We start from the raw sequence: 19,371 nt of genomic DNA, 5'->3' as shown, positions 1-19,371 counted from the left end.
TAGCCCCTTGTATTTTTTACCTAAAAAATTATAATAAGTAATGGAGGTTGAAATATTACAGAGTAAACCTTCATTATTCAGTCTCTGCCTAATAATTCCTTATTACTTAATAAATACAAACTTTATGGCAGAAGATACATCTATATCTATATCACTTTCTAGAAAGTGTCTGGGAAAAAACTAACTCTCAGATACAAAAAGACGATCAACTAACTCTTAATTTGAGTTGCTTGACCGTCTTTTTCTTTTCGCTTAAACAAAATTGGTCCTTTGACCACCTTCTGTTCCAATATTTGCTTAAATTCATCATCATGAAGGCTATTCCCACATCGGTTTCAACCTTCTTTTTGCCTCTTAAATGAGTTCGACGCATGCCAAAAACATTCTTCAAATGTCCAAAAATCGGCTCCACATCATACTTTCTCATTCTGTAGATGTGACTGCCTTCAGGACTTTGGAGAACTGCTTTGACTTTTTCTTTTAAGTATTGCCAGTTAGGATTATAGCGACCCTGACCAGTCGTTTTATCTTTACCCCGACTATAATATTTGAAGCTAAATCTAACGCCGTTTTGATCAAGGTAGTAATCGTCTTGTTCATCATAGAACCAGTTAGCTAGCTTAGATGGATCGTTTTTGTACTTTCTGGTTTGTTCCTTTTCATACATGGTATAAGGGATATAGTACTGCTTAAAGTCAGTCGGATTAGGATACAAGGCGAAATCAACTACATACTGATCCGTCGTAGCGACTTGAATATTATAGCCTGGCTTAAGCTGACCATTTCTCATGTGATCTTCTTTCATATGCATGAAAGTCGCGTCGTGGTCGGTCTTGGAATAGCTATTGCGCCCAGCAAAGATTGCTTTTGCCTCTTCGTATTTCTTCATTCTAGGAACATAGTCTTTTCTGAGTTTATGAAGCAGCTTCTTAAGACCGCGCCTTCTTGCTTTTCTAGGCGATCCACCAGGAATGGCTTTAGGCTCTCGGGCAATCTCTTCAGTCAGCTTTTCAATTTCAGCTTCCGTTTCTTGCGCTAGCTCTGCCAATCCTTGACTGGTCTGGACTTGCTCTTTTGCCATTGCTTTGACGACTTCTTTGGCAATCAGTTCATCATATAGTTCAACTGCTTGAGCTTTAAGCTTTTCATGATACTTTTCAACTGCCTTGCGCCAAACGAAAGTATAGCGATTGGCATCAGCTTCAATTTTGGTGCCATCAATAAAGATAGCTCCTTCATTGATTAGACCTTCCTGCTCTAATAGGTTCGTAAAGTAAAGGAAGCTTTTCTTAATCAATTAGTTGGCGTAGTCGCTCGATCTAAAATTATTGATAGTATGGTATGAGATCTTTTGATGCTCTGCCAGTACCATCATCGGCAGCTTTTCTTCTAGCATCAGCGCAATTTTTCTGCCTGAGAATACTCTGCGAGAATAGGCAAAGAGCAAGATCTTGAGCATCATGGCTGGGTGATAGGCAGGACGCCCGGTTTTGGCAGTATCGCCAAACAAGACGTCTTCTGGAATCGAATCGACGAACCAGCTAATGGCGTTGGCTAAGTGATTATTAGTTATAGCAAAGTCTAAATTAAGTGTTAAAGCCGTTTGGCCTGTGATATAATTCTTGTACATGATAGTTTCCACCTTCTTATTTTTATATTGTGGTGATTTAATAATATCAAGGCAGAAACTAAAAGTATAGAAAAAGAACGATGAAATCGAATAGGAAATCATCGTTCTTTTTTTATGTCTTAGGAATTAGTTTTTTCCCAGACACTTTTTCTGATTAATTAGGATTAATTTCTAATTTTTTTGCTATTGGCGGAAATGTAGGTAATTTTAATGGGGTTACGTGCCATTGGGTAAATAATACTGAAGTAAGTAAAATAAATGGAATATCTTCTGGCTTGGTGATATTGCATGTTAGGACAACCCCATGTTCTGCAACGATTGTCTTGACGTTAGCAATACTTTTAAAGCCTGATCTAAAAGTATAGGTCCCTCGTTTAATACTTCCCGTAACGATATATTTTAGTTGAGTCAGATAAAATATATTAGTATTAGGCGTATTAAGCTTTTTGACACTAACTAGAGAGTGATCTACTACGTCAATAGTAAAGGATGCAATCAGTCCAGTACCATCAGTAAATAAGCGTCCAATTTCGTTTCTGTTAGTGTCATATAAATATAAAGTATGATTTGGGTTATCGAGATTTCCTTGAATAATAAATTCAATTTTTCCTTTAGGATTGATCACAGGAATTTGACCATAATCTTTTTCTTGATTAAGTTCCAGCCAAAACAACATACTTTGTCACCTCTGATCTTGTTTATTTTCCTTTATAAACTGATTTAAGATATAAGCTACGCCGTCTTCGTTATTAGTTTTAGTAGTGATTTGTGCTAACTTTTTTATTGCTGGAATGGCATTACCCATGGCTACTCCTGTTCCAGCTTCACGAATCATGCTTTCATCATTTAAATTATCTCCGATAGCCGCAATTTCGTCACGTTTAATATTTTTTAGTTTGGCGTAATCAAGAAGGGCGATCCCTTTTTGTGCTTGGTGAGCATTGATTTCAATATTAGATGATGAACTAGAAGTAACAACTAAATCCTCAATTTTTGCCACTTCTTTTTTAACATTATCAAAGGCTTCATGACCACGTGAATCAAATGCAATGATTTTCATTACTTCAACATCAGGATCATGTAATAGGTCCTCAAAATGGTCAACTTGTTTCATGTTCATGATAGTCTTATTTCCGGCAGAGATTGCGACTGCTTGTTTAAAATCAAGTAAAGGATTTAGATCGACCATTAAATGCGCTACATTAGAAATACGCTGGTTAAGGTCTTCAGTATAAACTTGATCAGCAGTGATGATTTCAAAATAAAATCCTGCCTGATGTAATAATTCAACAAGTTTTAAAGCCTTAGAAGTTGGGATTTTATGTTTGACCATTAATTTGCCGTCTTCATCGAAAACTAGGGCTCCATTTAAATTGATAAAACCAGTATGTAAACCAGCATCTTTTAGAACTGCGCGAGATTCACGTGGAGCTCGACCGGTAGCAATTAAAAATTCAGTACCGTTATTTTGTGCATTTTTCACAGCTTGAATATTTGCTTCAGAAACGGACATATTAGAATTAAATAATGTACCATCAAGATCGCAAGCCACCAATTTGATCATAAAATTTCCTCCCAATTACTATTAAATTAATGATACCATAAAGGAGATTAGAAAAGAGGGTGTAAGACTTGGCTAAAGAATTAATCGGTAATGACTGGGATAAAATTTTAGATCCAGTTTTTGCAAGTGATAAGTATCACGAATTACATAATTTTTTAAAAGAAGAATATTCTACTAAACGTATTTTTCCAGATATGTATCATATTTTTACTGCTTTTAAATTAACACCGTTTAACAAAACTAAAGTAGTGATTTTGGGCCAAGATCCATATCATAATCCGGGACAAGCAAATGGCATGAGCTTTTCAGTTATGCCAGGTACACCATTGCCACCATCACTTAGAAATATTTATAAGGAACTTTATGATGATGTTGGTGCTCGTCCGGTTAACCATGGCTATTTAAAGAAATGGGCCGACCAAGGCGTCTTGCTTTTAAATGCTGTGCTAACTGTTCCTTATGGTCATGCTAACGGCCATCAAGGTAAGGGATGGGAAGATGTAACAGACACTGCGATTAAGGCTTTAAGTGAACGTGGAAAGATTGTTTTTATTTTATGGGGTAGATTTGCTCAAAATAAAATCCCATTAATTGATCAAAGTAAGAATTTTATTATAAAATCATCTCATCCGAGTCCATTTTCAGCTGATCGAGGATTTTTTGGTTCTCGACCATTTTCACGTTGTAATACGGCATTGCTTGATTTTGGCGAGACGCCTATTGATTGGCAATTGCCAGAAACAGTGAATAAATCTGATTTAGCATAAGAGGTATATATATGAGTGTATTTTCATTATTTAAAAAGCAAGTTGAAGCAGCAAAAGACAAAAAAAGAATTGTTTTTCCTGAAAGTGACGATTTAAGAATTTTGACTGCCGTTTCTAATTTGAATAAAGACGGGATAGTTGAGCCAATTTTAATTGGCAAAAAAGAAAATGTCGCCAAAATAGCGGAAGAAAATAATTTGGATCTTACCGGGGTAAAGATTTATGATCCAAATAATTATGCGGATTTAGATAAAATGGTAAAGGCATTTATAGCAGCTAGAAGAAAAGATACTAGTGCAGCCGAGGCTAAAGCCAAATTAGCTAAGGAAAACTATTTCGGTACAATGTTAGTAAAGATGGACTTAGCAGATGGAATGGTATCCGGTGCAGCTCATTCAACCGCCAATACTGTTTTGCCGGCTTTGCAATTAATCCATGCTGCTGAAGGGATGCATCGTGTATCTGGCGCCTTTGTAATGGAAAAAGGTGATGAAAGATATATTTTTGCTGATTGTGCAATTAATATTGAGCCTGATGAAGAGACTTTGGCTGAAATTGGTTATCAATCAGCACAAACAGCTAAGATGGCTGAAATTGATCCTAAAGTAGCCTTTTTAAGCTTTTCTACTAAAGGTTCAGCTGAAGGACCAATGGTTGATAAGGCTCATGATGCAGCTGCAATGTTCCAAAAGAGTCATCCGGAAATTCCAGCAGATGGTGAATTGCAATTTGATGCCGCATTTGTTCCAGCTGTTGGTGAAAAGAAGGCACCTGGTTCTAAAGTAGCAGGACATGCAAATGTCTTTGTCTTCCCAGAGCTTCAATCAGGAAATATTGCATACAAGATGGTTCAACGTTTGGGCGGCTTCACTGCTGTAGGTCCAATCTTACAAGGTTTGGCTGCACCAGTTAATGACTTATCTCGTGGCTGTAGTGAACAAGATATTTATGATTTAGCAATTGTTACAGCTGCTCAAGCTTTAGCAAAGGATGAAAAATAATGACTAAGTTAGAAATTAATTCTGCAGAGGAGATGCAAAAGTTAGGTGCATCTTTGGCCAAAACGGCTAAGCCGCATGATTTGCTCTTATTAAATGGTGATTTGGGTGCCGGGAAAACCACTCTTACGCAGGGCTTAGGACGCACACTAGGCGTACATCGACCTGTAAAAAGCCCAACTTTTACTATTGTGCGTGAATACCGTGAAGCTAAATTACCGCTTTTCCATATGGACTTTTATCGTTTAGAGAATGATGATTTATCATCAATTGACTTAGATGGCTATTTGGCTGAACCTGGCTTGGTAGTAATTGAATGGCCTCAGTTGGTAATGACCGATTTGCCTGATGAATATTTGCAACTAACTATTACACGAGTAGATGATAGTTGGGATTCAACTAAGCGTGTAGTTGAATTGAATGCACATGGTGAACGCAACGAAGAATGGGTTAAGGATGCTTTAACCGAATACGAAAAATAATATAAAAAATGATCTAGGATTATTCATGTCCTAGATCATTTTTTATATTTGATAAATCAAATTTTTAATTGCTTCGTCACCGAATTTTTTATTTTGATTAATTAAAATTCCTGCACATGCTTCACTATCACTTAGAGCATTGTGATGGTGCCATAGTTCTACATCTAAAGCATCTGAAACTGTATCTAACTTATGATTAGGTAGTTCAGGCTCAAATAACTTGCTTGTAGCTAAAGTATCGATGACCAAATAATGAGGTTCTTCGATGTTATAACGAGCTAGGCTTTGACGCATCACGTTGGTATCAAATCTAGCATTATGAGCAGCGACTAACATACCTGGTTGATATAACCCCTTTATTTTTGGCCAAACCTCAGCCATGGTCGGTGCATTTTTGACATCATCGGCAGTAATTTGATGTACTTGAATATTGCGAGCATCAAAAGACATTTGCGGATTAATCACTGTGTAAAAACGATCTACAATCTTATTGTCTCTAACCATTACTAAAGCTAAAGAACAAGCACTTTCAGGAAAATGATTAGCTGTTTCAAAATCCATTGCAATAAAATTCATAATTTTCTCCTTTGAAAATAAAGTATCACATTATTATGGGTGAAGCTAGGCTCTATATGATGTAAAATAAAACAAGAAACTATAAGGGGGCAAAATTGTGGAATTACTTGATCTGAAAAAACAAGGAATTAATATTAAAGAGCAAATTCCATTAAGTAGATATACTTTTACTAAAACTGGTGGGGAAGCGGAATACTTAGCCTTTCCTAAGAGCACTGATGAAGTAGAAAAATTAGTGAAAGTTACTCGTGAAAATAAGATTCCATTAACGATTATTGGTAATGCCTCAAACCTGATTATTCGCGATGGCGGAATAGATGGTTTAGTTATTATTTTAACGGATTTAAAAGAAATAAAAGTAAAAGATAATAAAGTAACAGCTGATGCAGGCGCAAAAATTGTTGATACTGCTTTTACAGCAGCCCATCATGGACTAAGCGGCATGGAATTTGCTGCAGGAATTCCAGGTAGTATAGGCGGTGGCGTATTTATGAATGCCGGGGCCTATGGCGGTGAAATGCAAGAAGTAGTAGAAAGTGTCAATGTTTTAACAAGAGCCGGAGAATTTAAGACTTATTCCAATAAAGAAATGGAATTCAGTTATCGTCATTCTTTAGTGCAGGATAATGGGGACATCGTACTTAGCGCTACCTTCTCATTAACTCCAGGAGATAGGTTGGAAATCTTAGATCATATGCATTATTTAAATGCATTGCGTCGCTATAAGCAACCGCTTGAGTATCCTTCATGTGGTAGTGTATTTAAACGACCAACAGGTCACTTCGTAGGGCCAATGATTATTAAAGCAGGTTTGCAAGGTAAACAAGTTGGTGGTGCTCAAGATTCAACCAAACACGCTGGCTTTATTGTTAATAAGGGCGGAGCTACTGCCACAGATTATCTTAATTTGATTCATTTGATTCAAAAAGTAATCAAAGAAAAATATGATATTGATTTACATACGGAAGTAAGAATCATCGGTAAAGAAAAATAGAATAGATTAACTAAAACAAACTACAGGCTATCAAACTTGTAGCTGTTTTTCATGTGGGGATGGAAATGGATATTATTAAGTTAAAGCACATTACTAAGCAATATGATGATGGTTTCGTTGCGCTTAAGAATATTAATTTAACAATTGAATCGGGAAAATTTTATTCTTTGCTTGGCCCAAGTGGATCTGGTAAATCAACTATTTTGCGTATTATTGCTGGCTTTTCACAACCAAGTAGTGGGCAAGTCTTTTTCGATGGAAAAGACATTACAGATTTAGATGCAGCTAAGCGACATATTAATACTGTCTTTCAGAATTATGCACTTTTTCCGCATTTAAATGTCTTTGAAAATGTTGCTTTTGGGCTAAAGATTAAAAAGCAACCGATGGATAAAATTAAGCCCGCTGTTAAAGAGGCCCTCCATATGGTGCGCCTGGATGGGTATGCTAATCGTGAGATTTCTGAACTTAGTGGTGGTCAACAACAGCGTGTCGCAATTGCCCGGGCAATTGTTAATGAACCAAAAGTGTTGCTACTTGATGAATCGCTGTCGGCTCTTGATAAGCGTTTACGTAAAGACATGCAATTTGAATTGAGAGCTATTCAAAAGAAGCTTGGGATTACTTTTATTTTTGTTACTCATGATCAAGAGGAAGCTCTTTCGATGAGTGACGAAATTTTTGTTTTAAACGATGGCATGATCCAACAAAGCGGTAGTCCTGTTGCGATCTACGATGAACCGGTTAATGATTTTGTTGCGCGTTTTATTGGCGATTCTAATATCTTATCAGGACGAATGATTAAAGATTATGAAGTTGAATTTGCTAATAATAAGTTTAAATGTGCGGATGGTGGGATTAAACCAAACGAAAAGGTTGAAGTGGTAATTCGGCCTGAAGATTTGGATATTGTTGCACCTGAAAAAGGCAATATTGTAGTTACTGCGCAAACACAATTATTTTTAGGTGATCACTTTGAGATCAAAGCTGTAGATGCTAATGAAAATGAGTGGCTAATTCATTCAACTAATGGAGTGAAATTGGGTGAACGCGTGGGCTTGTTCTTTGATCCCGAAGATATTCACGTTATGCGGCTTAATGAAAGTCAGGAAGACTTTGATGCGCGGATAGAGAAGTATGAGGGGGATGAAAATGAAAACTAAAAAAGCTTTCTTTTTAGTCCCATATTTGGCTTGGATTATTTTATTTGTCATTTTGCCAATTTTGCTTATTTTATGGTATTCGTTCACAGATAGTAGTCATAGCTTTACTTTAAGTAATTACGTTACATTTTTTAAGAACGGTACTTTTCTTAAAATGATGATTAATTCGTTTTGGTATGCCTTTTTAATTACTTTAATTACACTACTGATTTCGTATCCTGCGGCTTATTTTTTAACCAAGATGAAAAATCAACAGTTATGGCTTTTGTTAATTATTTTGCCAACTTGGATTAATTTATTATTGAAAGCATATGCTTTTATTGGGATTTTGGGTAATAACGGTCTAGTAAATAAGTTTTTGCACTTGTTTGGCATCGGCCCCGTAAATATTTTATTTACCGACTTCGCTTTTATTTTTGTTGCAACTTACATTGAAATTCCATTCATGATTTTGCCAATTTTTAATGCAATTAAAGAAATCTCGCCAGCGGTAATCCAAGCATCAGAAGATCTGGGAGCAAGCAAGTGGCAAACATTTCGCTATGTATTATGGCCATTGTCCCGTCCTGGAGTTGAAAGTGGTGTGCAAGCGATCTTTATTCCATCGTTATCACTATTTATGTTGACGCGTTTAATTGGTGGTAACAAAGTTATAACTTTAGGTACCGCAATCGAAGAGTATTTCATGACAACCATGAATTGGAACATGGGTGCCACGATTGGTGTGGTTTTGATCGTATTGATGATATTGGTAATGCTTCTTACCAATAAGAAGACTAAGAGAAAGAAGGTTAATCTATGAGAAACAAGCATTTAATAGCTAGAATCTATCTTTCTTTCACATTGGTTTTATTATATGTGCCTATTTTTTATTTGATTTATTTCTCTTTTTCAAGTGGAAAAAATATGAATAAGTTTGAGCATTTTACTTTTGCTCATTATCAAACTTTATTTCAAGATAATCGTTTACTAGCAATATTTTTAGAGACGATTTTATTGGCACTTCTCTCTAGTTTAATTGCGACGATTATTGGTACTTTTGGTGCGATTGCGATTAGTGCCATGAAAAAAGAAGCACATAAAAATACTACTTTAGCATTAAATAATGTATTGATGGTTTCACCTGACGTGATTATTGGTGCTAGTTTTTTGATTTTCTTTACTGCATTAGGAATAGGATTAAATTTCGGCTCCGTTTTACTTAGTCACATTGCTTTTTCTATTCCAATCGTAGTTTTGATGGTCTTGCCGCGACTTAACGAAATGGACTACTCTCTGATCGATGCCGCACGAGATTTAGGTGCTAATTCATGGCAAGTGTTTAGTCACGTATTGATTCCGACGATCATGCCGGGCATTTTTTCCGGTTTATTCATGGCATTAACATATTCACTAGATGATTTTGCCGTGACATTTTTTGTTACTGGAAATGGCTTTTCAACTTTGTCTGTAGAAATCTATTCAAGAGCACGTCAAGGGATTGATCTAGAAGTTAATGCCTTAAGTACAGTGATGTTTTTGTTCGTCTTACTTTTAGTAGGAATATATTACTTTATTACCACTAAAAAGAGCAGACGCAAGAATCATAGGGTAATAGGAGGATTGGTCAAATGAAAAAAATCATCATTGCCATTGGAGCAATTCTTCTAGCATGTTTAGGACTTGCGTTTTGGGCTCATCAATTAGAAAAGCCGGCTGCTGCAGGTAACGGACAAAACTTAATCATTTACAATTGGGGCGATTATTTAGATCCGCAATTAGTAAAAAAGTTTGAAAAGCAGACTGGTTATCATGTGGTATATGAAACCTTTGATTCTAATGAAGCAATGTATACCAAGATTAAGCAGGGAGGAACAGCTTACGATCTAACTATTCCTTCTGAATATATGGTTACCAAAATGCGCAAGGCTCATTTACTAGATCAACTGGATAAAAAAGAAATCCCTAATATGAAATATATCGGCAAGAGTTTTTTGCACAAATCTTTTGATCAAAACAATGATTACTCAGTCCCTTATTTCTGGGGAACGTTGGGAATTGTTTATAATGATAAATTTGTCAAAAAAGGTGCCATTAAAAATTGGAATGATCTTTGGTCTAAAAAATATCGCAATCAGATCTTATTAGTGGATTCTGCTAGGGATGCGATGGGAATATCTTTAGTTTCATTAGGCTATTCTATGAATACTACGAGCAGTTTAAGATTACGTCTAGCGCAAACAAAGCTAGATAGTTTAGGTACTAATATTAAAGCGATTATATCTGATGAGATGAAGATGTATATGATTCAAAATGAAGCCGCTATTGGGTTAACCTGGTCAGGGGAAGCACATGAAATGATGGAAAATAATCCACATCTACACTATATTGTGCCAGAACAAGGCTCCAACTTGTGGTTTGATAACTTTGTTATTCCTAAAACTGCCAAAAATAAAAAAGCGGCTCTTCAATTTATCAATTTTATGCTTAAACCTGAAAATGCGGCACAAAATGCGGAATATGTAGGATATGCAACGCCAAATATTAAGGCGCAGCATTTGTTGCCAAAGAGAGTAAGAGAAGATAAGCAATTTTATCCTGATGAAAAAACGCTGCGAAACTTGCAAGTCTTTAAAGATTTAGGTCCTAAGAAGACGCAAGAATATAATGACCTGTTTTTAGAATTTAAGATGTATGCCCGTTAAAAGTGGATATATTTTTACAGCCGGTCAGTTATAATCAAGATAGAAAGGAGTCGTAAATGCATTTTAATTTCTCTAACTTATTTACATGGAATAATTTTTCGATTGCTCTCGATATTTTAATCATTTGGTATTTAGTTTATCGCTTGATTATGCTAATTCGGGGTACCAAAGCGGTGCAATTAGCCAAAGGGATAGTTTTTATCTTTATTGTGAGAATTATCGCTGGTTTATTACAATTGCATGCCGTAACGTATATAGTCGATCAAATTGTATCCTGGGCAGTAATTGGAATTATTGTAATATTCCAACCAGAAATTAGACGTGGACTAGAAAGATTAGGTCGGACACCAATTTTTAGTGGGCGTGGTGAAAGTGCTCATGCTAAGTCTGTGAAGATGGTGCAAGAATTGGACAAGGCTATTCAGTATATGTCTAAAAGACGTATCGGTGCATTGATTACTATCCAGCAGGATACGGGTTTGGATGATTATATTGAAACTGGGATTAAGCTTGATGCTGACATTACCGGTGAATTATTAATCAATATTTTCATTCCTAATACGCCACTTCATGACGGTGCGGTTATTATTAATAATAACCGAATTGCAGTAGCAGCAGCTTATTTGCCCTTATCTGATAGCAGCATGATTCCGAAAAGATTGGGAACTAGACACCGTGCAGCCGTCGGAATTTCTGAAGTTACAGATGCTGTGACAATTGTAGTATCAGAAGAAACCGGTGGCGTTACAATTACTAAAAATGGACGCTTCTTACTAGATTTAACTAGAGAAGAGTATCTTAAATATCTTAATGCGCAACTGGTACCTAAAGAAGAAAAGAAAATTCCTTGGATTCGTCGAGTAATTAACAAAGTTTGGAAATGGGGTGCGGGCCGATGAAAGATTTTTGGGATAAACGTTGGTTTATCAGAGTGGTCTCGCTATTATTTGCTATTTTGTTAGTAGTTTATATTGATTCAACCCAAACGGGTTTTGTCACTCAAGGTGAACCAAAGAAAACTCGGCAAACAGCTAGTGAAACTCAGACAATTAGTGTACCCTTGCAAGTATCTGTAGATACTGATAAGTATTACGTAGTTGGCTATCCCGAAAAAGTTAAGATTACTTTAGAGGGATCAAATGCATTGGTGACTTCAACTGTTAATACTCAAAGTTTTAGAGCATATATTGATTTAACTCATAAAAAGACAGGAAAACAAACGGTTAAAGTTCAAGTTACTGGACTCAATAGTCAACTTTCGTATACGATTAACCCGGCTACCGTTAATGTAGACATTGAACGACGAAAATCTAGTACCATGCCAGTGCAAATAGAGTATAATAAAAATGCTGTTGCAGATGGATATGATATTGGAACGGCCAGCGTCGATCCACAAAAAGTTGAAGTCACAGGAGCAAAAGGCGAAGTTAATCAAATTGATCAAATTGTAGCTAAATTAGGTTTGCCTAATGGCATTAATCACTCCTATGAGAGACAAGTGATGTTGGTAGCTGAAGATAATAAGGGGCGTCAGCTAAATGTGGTAATTAATCCATCTACAGTAAGAGCAAGACTTCCTATTTCTTTATCACATAAAAAGGTCAAATTGAATTTGAAACCTAAAAACGAAGATAGGAATAAGGTATATTCGGTGACAGCTAAGAATGATGAAGTTACTCTCTATGGGCAAGAGTCAACATTAGCTAAAATAAAGAAATTGGATGTTGATGTTGATTTGAAGGAGATTCATTCTTCAACAGTGAAGAACTATCCTTTGGTATTGCCTAAGGGTGTTGCTCGAGCTGACCCTTCATATGTACAGATAGTGATTAAAGTGAAGAGCGTAAATAATTAAATTTAGGTAGCAAGAAAGGTTGTTTATTAAATGCTTAAATATTTCGGAACTGATGGTGTTCGTGGCGTAGCTAATCAAGGCTTAACTCCAGAAATGGCTTTTAAATTAGGTCGTGATGGTGGATATGTTTTGACTAAGAACAAAAAGGAAGGCGAACAAGCTAAAGTTTTAGTTTCTCGCGATACTCGTATTTCTGGTCAAATGCTTGAATATGCACTTATTTCAGGTCTTCTTTCAGTGGGTATTGAAGTTCTTGAAGTTGGTGTAATTACTACTCCAGGGCTTTCATACTTGGTTAGAGCACAAGGTGCAGATGCTGGTGTCCAAATTTCAGCATCTCACAACCCTGTTGAAGACAATGGTATTAAATTCTTTGGTAGCGATGGCTTGAAACTTTCAGACGAAATGGAAGAAGAAATTGAAAAGTTAATTGATGCTAAGGAAGATACTTTACCACGTCCTTCTGCAGAAGGCTTAGGTACTGTTACTGACTTCCATGAAGGTAGTGCTAAGTACTTACAATTTATCGAAAATACTATTCCAGAAGATTTAAGTGGTATTAAAGTAGTAATTGATGGTGCTAATGGTGCTTCAAGTGCTCTTATTTCTAGATTGTTTGCTGACTGTGGCGTAGACTTTACTACTATTTACACTCATCCAAATGGTTTAAACATCAATGATCACTGTGGTGCAACTCATACTGAGAACTTACAAAAAGAAGTTGTTAAGCAAGGTGCACAACTTGGCTTGGCATTTGATGGGGATGCCGATCGTTGTATTGCTGTTGACGAAAACGGTAATGAAGTTGACGGTGACCACATTATGTACGTTATCGGTTCATATTTAGCTGAACATGGACGTCTTAAGAAGGATACTATCGTTACAACTGTAATGAGTAACCTCGGATTTACTAAGGCTCTTGAAAAGGAAGGCTTAAAGAATATCCGTACTCAAGTTGGTGACCGTTACGTTTCTGAAGAAATGCGTGCTCATGGTTACAACCTTGGTGGTGAACAATCAGGTCACATTATTATGAGCGACTATCACAATACTGGTGATGGTATGCTTAGTGGTCTTCATTTAATGCTTGTAATGAAGAAGACTGGCAAGTCACTTAGTGAACTTTTAAAGGACTTCAAGGATTACCCACAATGCTTAGTAAATGTTCCAGTTAAGGATAAGAAGAGCTGGAAAGAACATCAACCAATTCTTGATGTAATTGCTGAAGTTGAAAAAGATATGAACGGCAATGGTCGTGTACTTGTTCGTCCTTCAGGTACACAAGATCTTCTTAGAGTAATGGCAGAAGGTCCTACTCAAGAAGAAACTGATGCATATGTTGACCGCATCGTTAAAGTAGTTGAAAAGGAAATGGGTAAGTAATAATTATTTATTCAAACTAAAAGTCGTGAGTTGGCTCACGGCTTTTTGTATAATTAAAAATAGCTTTGTTTTTTAGTCAAGGGAGGAATAAAAATGGCGATAAAATTAATTGCAGTTGATTTGGACGGCACTTTATTATCAAGTAGTAATACAATTTTACCGGAAACGCAAAGAATGCTCAGGGTCGCTTCTGAAAATGGAATAAAAGTAGTACTAGCAACAGGTCGACCACTTTCAGGCGTTTTATCATTTGCAAAGCAATTGGGATTATCAGGTGATGACCAATATGCAATTGTTTTTAATGGAGCGGTTATTCAAACTATTGCTGGTAAAGTATTGATGAGTCAGGAGCTTAATTATCAAGATTTTAACAACATGCTTCGCTTCCAACGTTTAAGTCATGTTAATGTGCACTTTGAGACTACTAAGTATTTCTTGACCTGTGATCACGATTTATCTGTCCAAATGCAAATTAACGCTGCCTTGACTAACAATATTATGAAAGTAAGAGAACGTAAGGATATTCCACAAGATTTTACCTTTAATAAAGTAGGGTTTACTTCGTGGGAAGGCAGTGATCAAGTTGAAAAACTTTGGAATAATTTGCCATCCTGGGCTTTTGACACATATGATATCGTACGTAGTTTTGATAGTATTATCGAGTTAAATGCGTTAGGTGCTTCTAAAGGGAATGCTTTGATGGATTTGGCAAGCAGACTTAAGATTGATCAAAAAGATGTGATGATCTTTGGTGACCAAGGAAACGATATTTCTATGTTTTCAAATCCTAACTTTATGAAAATAGCAATGGGAAATGCGATCAGCACAATTAAAGATAAAGCTGACTATGTGACAGATGATAATGATCACAATGGTATTGCCAAGGCTTTGAAGAAGTTTGTTTTGTAAGGATAAGTAATGATTAAGTTAATTGCAGTTGATATGGATGGCACTCTTTTGCAGTCCAATAATCAAATTGGTGAAGAGACCAAAGAAGTATTAAAAAAAGCAGATCAATTTGGTATAAAAATTGTGCCAGCATCAGGTCGCCCACTTCCAGGTGTAGTTCCGTATATGGAAGATTTGGGAATAATTGGTCAAGATAATTATGCCGTTTTATATAATGGTGGGTTAGTTCAATCTGTTTCTGGAAAAGTTTTAATTAGTCATCAATTTGATTATGCCGAATTTAAGAAAATGCTGAGCATTCAAGAACAAAATCCTGGGATTAATCTTCACTTTATGAGAAAGCATGATTATGTGACTTTAGATCGATTAATTTCTACGCAAATGGCTAAGATGTCGGCGGTTAGTGCTACTCCTTTTGTAGTTAAAGATTTCGCTGAAATACCTCGTGATTTCACGTTTATTAAAGCTGAATTTACTGGAGAAGAAGACAAGCTGGATCGATTAGGTCAGCAATTTACACCAGATTTTAAACAAAATTATAATGTGGCACGAAGCGATCCAAAAATCTGGGAAATTAATAAAAAGGATGCTTCAAAAGGTAATGCAGTGCATGAATTAGCCCAAAAATTAAATATTAACGATAATGAAGTGATGATTTTCGGTGACCAAGGCAATGATATGTCAATGTTTGAAGTTGCCGATTTTAACAAAGTAGCTATGGGTAATGCCATCGATGCAATTAAAGATAAAGCCGATTTTGTTACCAAGTCTAATGACGAAGCTGGAATAGCATATGCAATTAATAAATTGATTTTTGAAAAAGCAGAAAAAAGGTAGATATATGATATGAAAAGTATAGTAAACATACTATTGCGCCTAATCATGGCTGCTTGTACGGCGATTTCCTTTTTCCTACTGTTAACAAGCAATGTTAGTTTAAAAATTAATGATACGCAGGCAATGGGCAAAGAAGTGATTAATCGAGTTGTTCAGGAGTCTGATAATTCTAACTTAAAAATCGGTGTGCAGTTGCTAGAAGATACAGGGCTAGAGCAAACTTTATTAAATCAATTGCCTAAGAAATATCAAATTGAAATGTCTTATGCTGACTTATATCGATTATGTGAAAAGTATAATGAAAAAGGAAAATTATCAACCACAGATTTAGGATTGACCAGTAAAACAAAATTAGAGGAAATAATTAATGAATATCTAGTAAAACAGATTAATAATAAACTGGATGAAAAATCAGAAGAGATTTCTCATGTTATCATTATTTATGAATATTCTATTTTTGGCGTAGGTTTATTATTTTTGTTAGCAGCTATTCTAATTATTTTTGGTCGTGCTTGGGCCTCAATACCGTTGACAATTGCAGCACTAGGATCATTTGCCGTTTTATGGATTTTCTCTAATGAAGCAATGACATCACTTCAAAGCAGAGTTTATAGTGGTATTTTGGTAACCTTGTCCTCTAATATATGGTTAGGGCTAATAATTGCAATAGGTACTGCTATTGGATGGTCATTTATCGTTAGTCTAATGAAAAGGATAAAATAAAAGATGAAAAAGATTTTGTTTATTTGCCATGGTAATATTTGTCGTTCACCTATGGCGGAAGCAATTATGCAACATTTAATTAAAGAAAATGGATTAGAAAATTCATATTTGGCAGAATCTAAAGCTACAACGCAAGATGCATTAGGTAGATCAATTGATACTAGAGCTCAAAGAGAATTAGAGAAGAATAGGATTCCATACGATCGTAGTCATCGAGCAAGTCAAATGACTGCTGCTGATTATGATAAATATGAATATTTGATTTGTATGGATGAAGAAAATTTTGCAGATATGAATCGCATTACAGGTGGGGATCCTCAACATAAGGAACATAAATTACTAGAGTTTGCAGGCTCGTACCAAGATGTGGATGATCCATGGTATACGAATGATTTTGATACTGCGTATAATGAAATTTATAAGGGATGCGACGCATTAGTTAAAAAATTAGCAAATGAAAAGGATGAGTAAAAGCTCATCCTTTTTTCGTACTTATGATTAAACGCACGATATTTTCGGTAGTACGCTCAATATTTTTGGGTCCGTCTTTTAGTGCTTGACGTATATCTTCAGCTTTATCAAGAATGCCGAAGATAGCGGTAAAACCTTCATCATATAGTTGTTCGATCCCTTCACCCAAATAACCTGCTAGTGAAATAGCGGGAATATTATCTTTTTTAGCGATTTGAGCAACACCATAAGGGGTCTTACCAAATTTAGTTTGAAAATCAGTTCCACCTTCACCGGTGAAAACAAAATCTGCACCTTTAATTTTGACAGCTAAATGAGTTTCGTGAGCGATAAGCTCTACACCATGATGAATTGTGGCATTTGTAAAGGCGAGAAGACCAGCACCAAGGCCGCCCGCAGCTCCGCTTCCCGGAATTGCGGCAACGTCTTTTTTGCAGGTTTGTTGAATGAGTGCGGCATAGTGTGATAAGTTTTGATCTAATTTTTTCACTGCCTGAGCATCTGCACCTTTTTGTGGACCGAAGACGGCAGAAGCACCATTTTGTCCGGTAAGCGGATTAGTAACATCACTAGCTATTAAAACTTGAACGTCTTTTAGTCGAGGATTAATGGCAGAAAGATCTATTTTAGCTATTTGGTTTAAATCACCACCACCAAGTTTTTTAGTTATTTCATGATTATTTTGATCAAAAAATTTTACACCAATTGCTTGTGCCATGCCGGCGCCGCCATCATTAGTACTACTGCCGCCTAAACCAATGATAATTTTATTTACGTTATGCTTTAATGCATCATTAATTAATTCACCAGTACCGTAGGTAGTAGTCTTCATAATAGTTTCAGGAGTTCTATTATTTTTGTCAACGTACGTTAGGCCACTAGCTTGTGCCATTTCGATGATTGCAGTTTTTTGATCACCTAAAATGCCATAATAGGCATTAACTTTTTTGCCTAATGGATCAGTCACATTAAGAAAATGTTTTTGACCATTAGTTGCATCAATTAAAGAATCGGTTGTACCTTCACCGCCGTCAGCCATTGGTACAGAAACTACTTCTGCATCGGGAATGGCTTTTTTTATTCCTTTTTTCATTGCCTGACATACTTCTGAAGCTGTCATGCTTTCTTTGAAAGAGTCAGGCGCTAAGACAAATTTCATTTGAATACCTCGCTTTTCATATATTTTAAAATAATTTGCCCTTTTTTACAAAGTTCTATTGACACCGCTTACAATTTTGGCTATTATAATAACTGTAAGTGAGCGGATTACTGATACGATCAGGTCTTAGCTACTACGAATAGTTATAGTATACTTAGAGTATATTATTTTCGTAGTAGCTTTTTTGTTTATATCAGGGTGGTGAGGAGTATCCGTGAAATTTCTTAAAACATTTAATAATAGTGCTGCTTTAGCCATGAATGATCAAGGTCAAGAAGAGATTGTTTTAGGCAAGGGCGTGGGATTTGGCCTCAAGAAGGGCGATCCGATAGATGAAAGTAAAATTGAGCGTCGTTTTGTTACTAAAGACGAAGTTGACCAAGTTAAGAGGTTTAACCCCAAGACAATGGAAGTCACTGATAAAATAATTCAGTTGGTTGAGCCGCTGCTTCAGGTTAAGTTTAATGACTTTCAATACCTTGCTTTAGCAGATCACATTGACTTTGCAGCTACCAGGGTTAAGGATCATATCGATATTGATCCAGCCAATAATAATTGGGAAGTTAAAAATTTATACCCCAAAGAATATGTGGTAGCTAAAAAGGTGGTAAAGCTAATTAATCAAAACATGCAAATTGAATTACCTGAAAGTGAATCTATTTTTATGACATATCACTTAGTCAATGCTAAAAGTGATGTGGCACAAGTACAGGAAACTGTTCAGATTACTAATTTGATTAATGGAATTATTGATATTATTCAACTGCAATATTCGATGCAGCTCGATACAAGTTCTTTTAATTACAGTCGCTTTATTTCACATTTGCGTATTCTATTGGTTAGATTTTTAAGAAATAAGCATAAGGATGAGGCACCGCTTGATCCAGCGATGCTTGGTTTCATGAAGATCAAATACAGCAGAGCTTATGAAACCGCAGAACGAATCGCAACTTACTTACAAGCCAAGATGAATTGGACATTAGATACAGATGACAAATTTTACTTGGTTTTACATATTTGGCGAGTAACTAGTCGCCAAGAAAACTAAATATCTAAGTTACTTAGGTATGTTACTAAGAGAATTAGGCATTAACCCAAGTTACTGAAAGACGTTGAGCATGATTTATGTTCTTTAGTTTTTGAGTAGCTTGGGTTTTTATTTTGAGGGGGGAAAGA

Annotated in this window: 20 protein-coding genes and 1 pseudogene; 16 read left to right on the top strand and 5 right to left on the bottom strand. The window is 36.0% G+C overall.

Annotated elements, in window-relative coordinates; all coding sequences use genetic code 11:
- Positions 1-158: 158 nt before the first annotated feature.
- The 3 genes and pseudogenes from FC37_RS01235 to FC37_RS01225 form a co-directional block, all read right to left on the bottom strand.
- A pseudogene (locus tag FC37_RS01235) lies at positions 159-1,630 on the bottom strand (transposase).
- A gap of 154 nt (positions 1,631-1,784) precedes the next feature.
- Positions 1,785-2,306, bottom strand: coding sequence for an LURP-one-related/scramblase family protein (locus FC37_RS01230; RefSeq protein WP_012211631.1), 522 nt, complete (start codon positions 2,304-2,306; stop codon positions 1,785-1,787).
- A 6-nt stretch (positions 2,307-2,312) separates the two neighbouring features.
- Positions 2,313-3,194 (bottom strand): Cof-type HAD-IIB family hydrolase, encoded by an 882-nt coding sequence (locus FC37_RS01225; RefSeq protein ID WP_025005143.1) that lies wholly within the window; start codon positions 3,192-3,194, stop codon positions 2,313-2,315.
- 68 nt (positions 3,195-3,262) lie between these two features.
- On the opposite strand from FC37_RS01225, the gene FC37_RS01220 reads away from it, so the two are divergent.
- The 3 genes from FC37_RS01220 to tsaE are packed head-to-tail and all read left to right on the top strand — an operon-like array spanning position 3,263 to position 5,441.
- Positions 3,263-3,961 carry a uracil-DNA glycosylase gene (locus FC37_RS01220; protein ID WP_025005142.1) on the top strand — a complete coding sequence of 233 codons (699 nt, stop codon included), beginning with the start codon at positions 3,263-3,265 and terminating at the stop codon, positions 3,959-3,961.
- 11 nt (positions 3,962-3,972) lie between these two features.
- Complete coding sequence (gene pta, locus FC37_RS01215) at positions 3,973-4,962, top strand: phosphate acetyltransferase (protein WP_025005141.1); 990 nt, start codon at positions 3,973-3,975, stop codon at positions 4,960-4,962.
- The gene (tsaE, locus tag FC37_RS01210; protein WP_025005140.1) at positions 4,962-5,441 is read left to right on the top strand and encodes a tRNA (adenosine(37)-N6)-threonylcarbamoyltransferase complex ATPase subunit type 1 TsaE; all 480 of its coding nucleotides are present in this window, start codon (positions 4,962-4,964) and stop codon (positions 5,439-5,441) included. The genes pta and tsaE overlap by 1 nt, the downstream gene beginning before the upstream one ends.
- 42 nt (positions 5,442-5,483) lie before the next feature.
- Here the strand turns inward: tsaE and FC37_RS01205 are convergent, their stop codons facing one another.
- Entirely contained in the window at positions 5,484-6,017 is a 534-nt protein-coding gene (locus FC37_RS01205; protein ID WP_012211636.1) for a 3'-5' exonuclease, read from the bottom strand.
- Between the two features lie 97 nt (positions 6,018-6,114).
- On the opposite strand from FC37_RS01205, the gene murB reads away from it, so the two are divergent.
- The 12 genes from murB to FC37_RS01145 all read left to right on the top strand — a co-directional run bounded on the left by murB (position 6,115) and on the right by FC37_RS01145 (position 17,036).
- The gene (murB, locus tag FC37_RS01200) at positions 6,115-7,011 is read left to right on the top strand and encodes a UDP-N-acetylmuramate dehydrogenase (protein WP_025005139.1); all 897 of its coding nucleotides are present in this window, start codon (positions 6,115-6,117) and stop codon (positions 7,009-7,011) included.
- 65 nt (positions 7,012-7,076) lie between these two features.
- Positions 7,077-8,174 carry an ABC transporter ATP-binding protein gene (locus FC37_RS01195; RefSeq protein ID WP_081776548.1) on the top strand — a complete coding sequence of 366 codons (1,098 nt, stop codon included), beginning with the start codon at positions 7,077-7,079 and terminating at the stop codon, positions 8,172-8,174.
- Positions 8,164-8,976: an ABC transporter permease gene (locus FC37_RS01190; RefSeq protein WP_025005137.1), complete on the top strand. Its 813-nt coding sequence runs from the start codon at positions 8,164-8,166 to the stop codon at positions 8,974-8,976. The genes FC37_RS01195 and FC37_RS01190 overlap by 11 nt, the downstream gene beginning before the upstream one ends.
- Entirely contained in the window at positions 8,973-9,788 is an 816-nt protein-coding gene (locus FC37_RS01185) for an ABC transporter permease (protein WP_025005136.1), read from the top strand. Before FC37_RS01190 ends, FC37_RS01185 begins: the two co-directional genes overlap by 4 nt.
- Positions 9,785-10,858, top strand: coding sequence for an ABC transporter substrate-binding protein (locus FC37_RS01180; protein WP_025005135.1), 1,074 nt, complete (start codon positions 9,785-9,787; stop codon positions 10,856-10,858). Before FC37_RS01185 ends, FC37_RS01180 begins: the two co-directional genes overlap by 4 nt.
- A 56-nt stretch (positions 10,859-10,914) precedes the next feature.
- Complete coding sequence (gene cdaA, locus FC37_RS01175; RefSeq protein ID WP_025005134.1) at positions 10,915-11,757, top strand: diadenylate cyclase CdaA; 843 nt, start codon at positions 10,915-10,917, stop codon at positions 11,755-11,757.
- Positions 11,754-12,713, top strand: coding sequence for a CdaR family protein (locus FC37_RS01170; protein WP_025005133.1), 960 nt, complete (start codon positions 11,754-11,756; stop codon positions 12,711-12,713). The genes cdaA and FC37_RS01170 overlap by 4 nt, the downstream gene beginning before the upstream one ends.
- Before the next feature lie 30 nt (positions 12,714-12,743).
- Positions 12,744-14,096, top strand: a complete 1,353-nt coding sequence (glmM, locus tag FC37_RS01165; RefSeq protein ID WP_025005132.1) for a phosphoglucosamine mutase — start codon at positions 12,744-12,746, stop codon at positions 14,094-14,096.
- Positions 14,097-14,189: 93 nt separating this feature from the next.
- Positions 14,190-15,005, top strand: coding sequence for a Cof-type HAD-IIB family hydrolase (locus FC37_RS01160; RefSeq protein ID WP_025005131.1), 816 nt, complete (start codon positions 14,190-14,192; stop codon positions 15,003-15,005).
- Between the two features lie 9 nt (positions 15,006-15,014).
- Positions 15,015-15,842 (top strand): Cof-type HAD-IIB family hydrolase, encoded by an 828-nt coding sequence (locus FC37_RS01155; RefSeq protein WP_025005130.1) that lies wholly within the window; start codon positions 15,015-15,017, stop codon positions 15,840-15,842.
- A 9-nt stretch (positions 15,843-15,851) separates the two neighbouring features.
- Positions 15,852-16,565: a hypothetical protein gene (locus FC37_RS01150; RefSeq protein ID WP_025005129.1), complete on the top strand. Its 714-nt coding sequence runs from the start codon at positions 15,852-15,854 to the stop codon at positions 16,563-16,565.
- 3 nt (positions 16,566-16,568) lie between these two features.
- Entirely contained in the window at positions 16,569-17,036 is a 468-nt protein-coding gene (locus FC37_RS01145; protein WP_025005128.1) for a low molecular weight protein-tyrosine-phosphatase, read from the top strand.
- A gap of 4 nt (positions 17,037-17,040) precedes the next feature.
- On the opposite strand, the gene FC37_RS01140 is transcribed toward FC37_RS01145, so the two are convergent.
- On the bottom strand, positions 17,041-18,195 hold the full coding sequence (locus FC37_RS01140; RefSeq protein ID WP_056945448.1) for a glycerate kinase family protein: 1,155 nt from the start codon (positions 18,193-18,195) through the stop codon (positions 17,041-17,043).
- Between the two features lie 214 nt (positions 18,196-18,409).
- On the opposite strand from FC37_RS01140, the gene FC37_RS01135 reads away from it, so the two are divergent.
- Positions 18,410-19,243 (top strand): PRD domain-containing protein, encoded by an 834-nt coding sequence (locus tag FC37_RS01135; RefSeq protein ID WP_025005127.1) that lies wholly within the window; start codon positions 18,410-18,412, stop codon positions 19,241-19,243.
- Positions 19,244-19,371: the final 128 nt, after the last annotated feature.

The organism is Lactobacillus gallinarum DSM 10532 = JCM 2011 (genome assembly GCF_001434975.1).
In the GTDB taxonomy this organism is placed as follows: Bacteria; Bacillota; Bacilli; order Lactobacillales; family Lactobacillaceae; genus Lactobacillus; species Lactobacillus gallinarum.
This window is presented reverse-complemented; position numbering and strand designations above follow the sequence as displayed.

Excerpts from the sequence above, each read along its gene's own strand:
- FC37_RS01150 (WP_025005129.1), top strand. The coding sequence starts at position 15,852 with ATGAAAAGTATAGTAAACATACTATTGCGCCTAATCATGGCTGCTTGT.
- cdaA (WP_025005134.1), top strand. The coding sequence starts at position 10,915 with ATGCATTTTAATTTCTCTAACTTATTTACATGGAATAATTTTTCGATT.
- FC37_RS01145 (WP_025005128.1), top strand. The coding sequence starts at position 16,569 with ATGAAAAAGATTTTGTTTATTTGCCATGGTAATATTTGTCGTTCACCT.
- FC37_RS01230 (WP_012211631.1), bottom strand. The coding sequence starts at position 2,306 with ATGTTGTTTTGGCTGGAACTTAATCAAGAAAAAGATTATGGTCAAATT.
- glmM (WP_025005132.1), top strand. The coding sequence starts at position 12,744 with ATGCTTAAATATTTCGGAACTGATGGTGTTCGTGGCGTAGCTAATCAA.
- pta (WP_025005141.1), top strand. The coding sequence starts at position 3,973 with ATGAGTGTATTTTCATTATTTAAAAAGCAAGTTGAAGCAGCAAAAGAC.
- FC37_RS01190 (WP_025005137.1), top strand. The coding sequence starts at position 8,164 with ATGAAAACTAAAAAAGCTTTCTTTTTAGTCCCATATTTGGCTTGGATT.
- FC37_RS01225 (WP_025005143.1), bottom strand. The coding sequence starts at position 3,194 with ATGATCAAATTGGTGGCTTGCGATCTTGATGGTACATTATTTAATTCT.
- FC37_RS01180 (WP_025005135.1), top strand. The coding sequence starts at position 9,785 with ATGAAAAAAATCATCATTGCCATTGGAGCAATTCTTCTAGCATGTTTA.
- FC37_RS01170 (WP_025005133.1), top strand. The coding sequence starts at position 11,754 with ATGAAAGATTTTTGGGATAAACGTTGGTTTATCAGAGTGGTCTCGCTA.
- FC37_RS01195 (WP_081776548.1), top strand. The coding sequence starts at position 7,077 with ATGGATATTATTAAGTTAAAGCACATTACTAAGCAATATGATGATGGT.
- FC37_RS01155 (WP_025005130.1), top strand. The coding sequence starts at position 15,015 with ATGATTAAGTTAATTGCAGTTGATATGGATGGCACTCTTTTGCAGTCC.
- tsaE (WP_025005140.1), top strand. The coding sequence starts at position 4,962 with ATGACTAAGTTAGAAATTAATTCTGCAGAGGAGATGCAAAAGTTAGGT.
- FC37_RS01160 (WP_025005131.1), top strand. The coding sequence starts at position 14,190 with ATGGCGATAAAATTAATTGCAGTTGATTTGGACGGCACTTTATTATCA.
- FC37_RS01185 (WP_025005136.1), top strand. The coding sequence starts at position 8,973 with ATGAGAAACAAGCATTTAATAGCTAGAATCTATCTTTCTTTCACATTG.
- FC37_RS01205 (WP_012211636.1), bottom strand. The coding sequence starts at position 6,017 with ATGAATTTTATTGCAATGGATTTTGAAACAGCTAATCATTTTCCTGAA.
- FC37_RS01140 (WP_056945448.1), bottom strand. The coding sequence starts at position 18,195 with ATGAAATTTGTCTTAGCGCCTGACTCTTTCAAAGAAAGCATGACAGCT.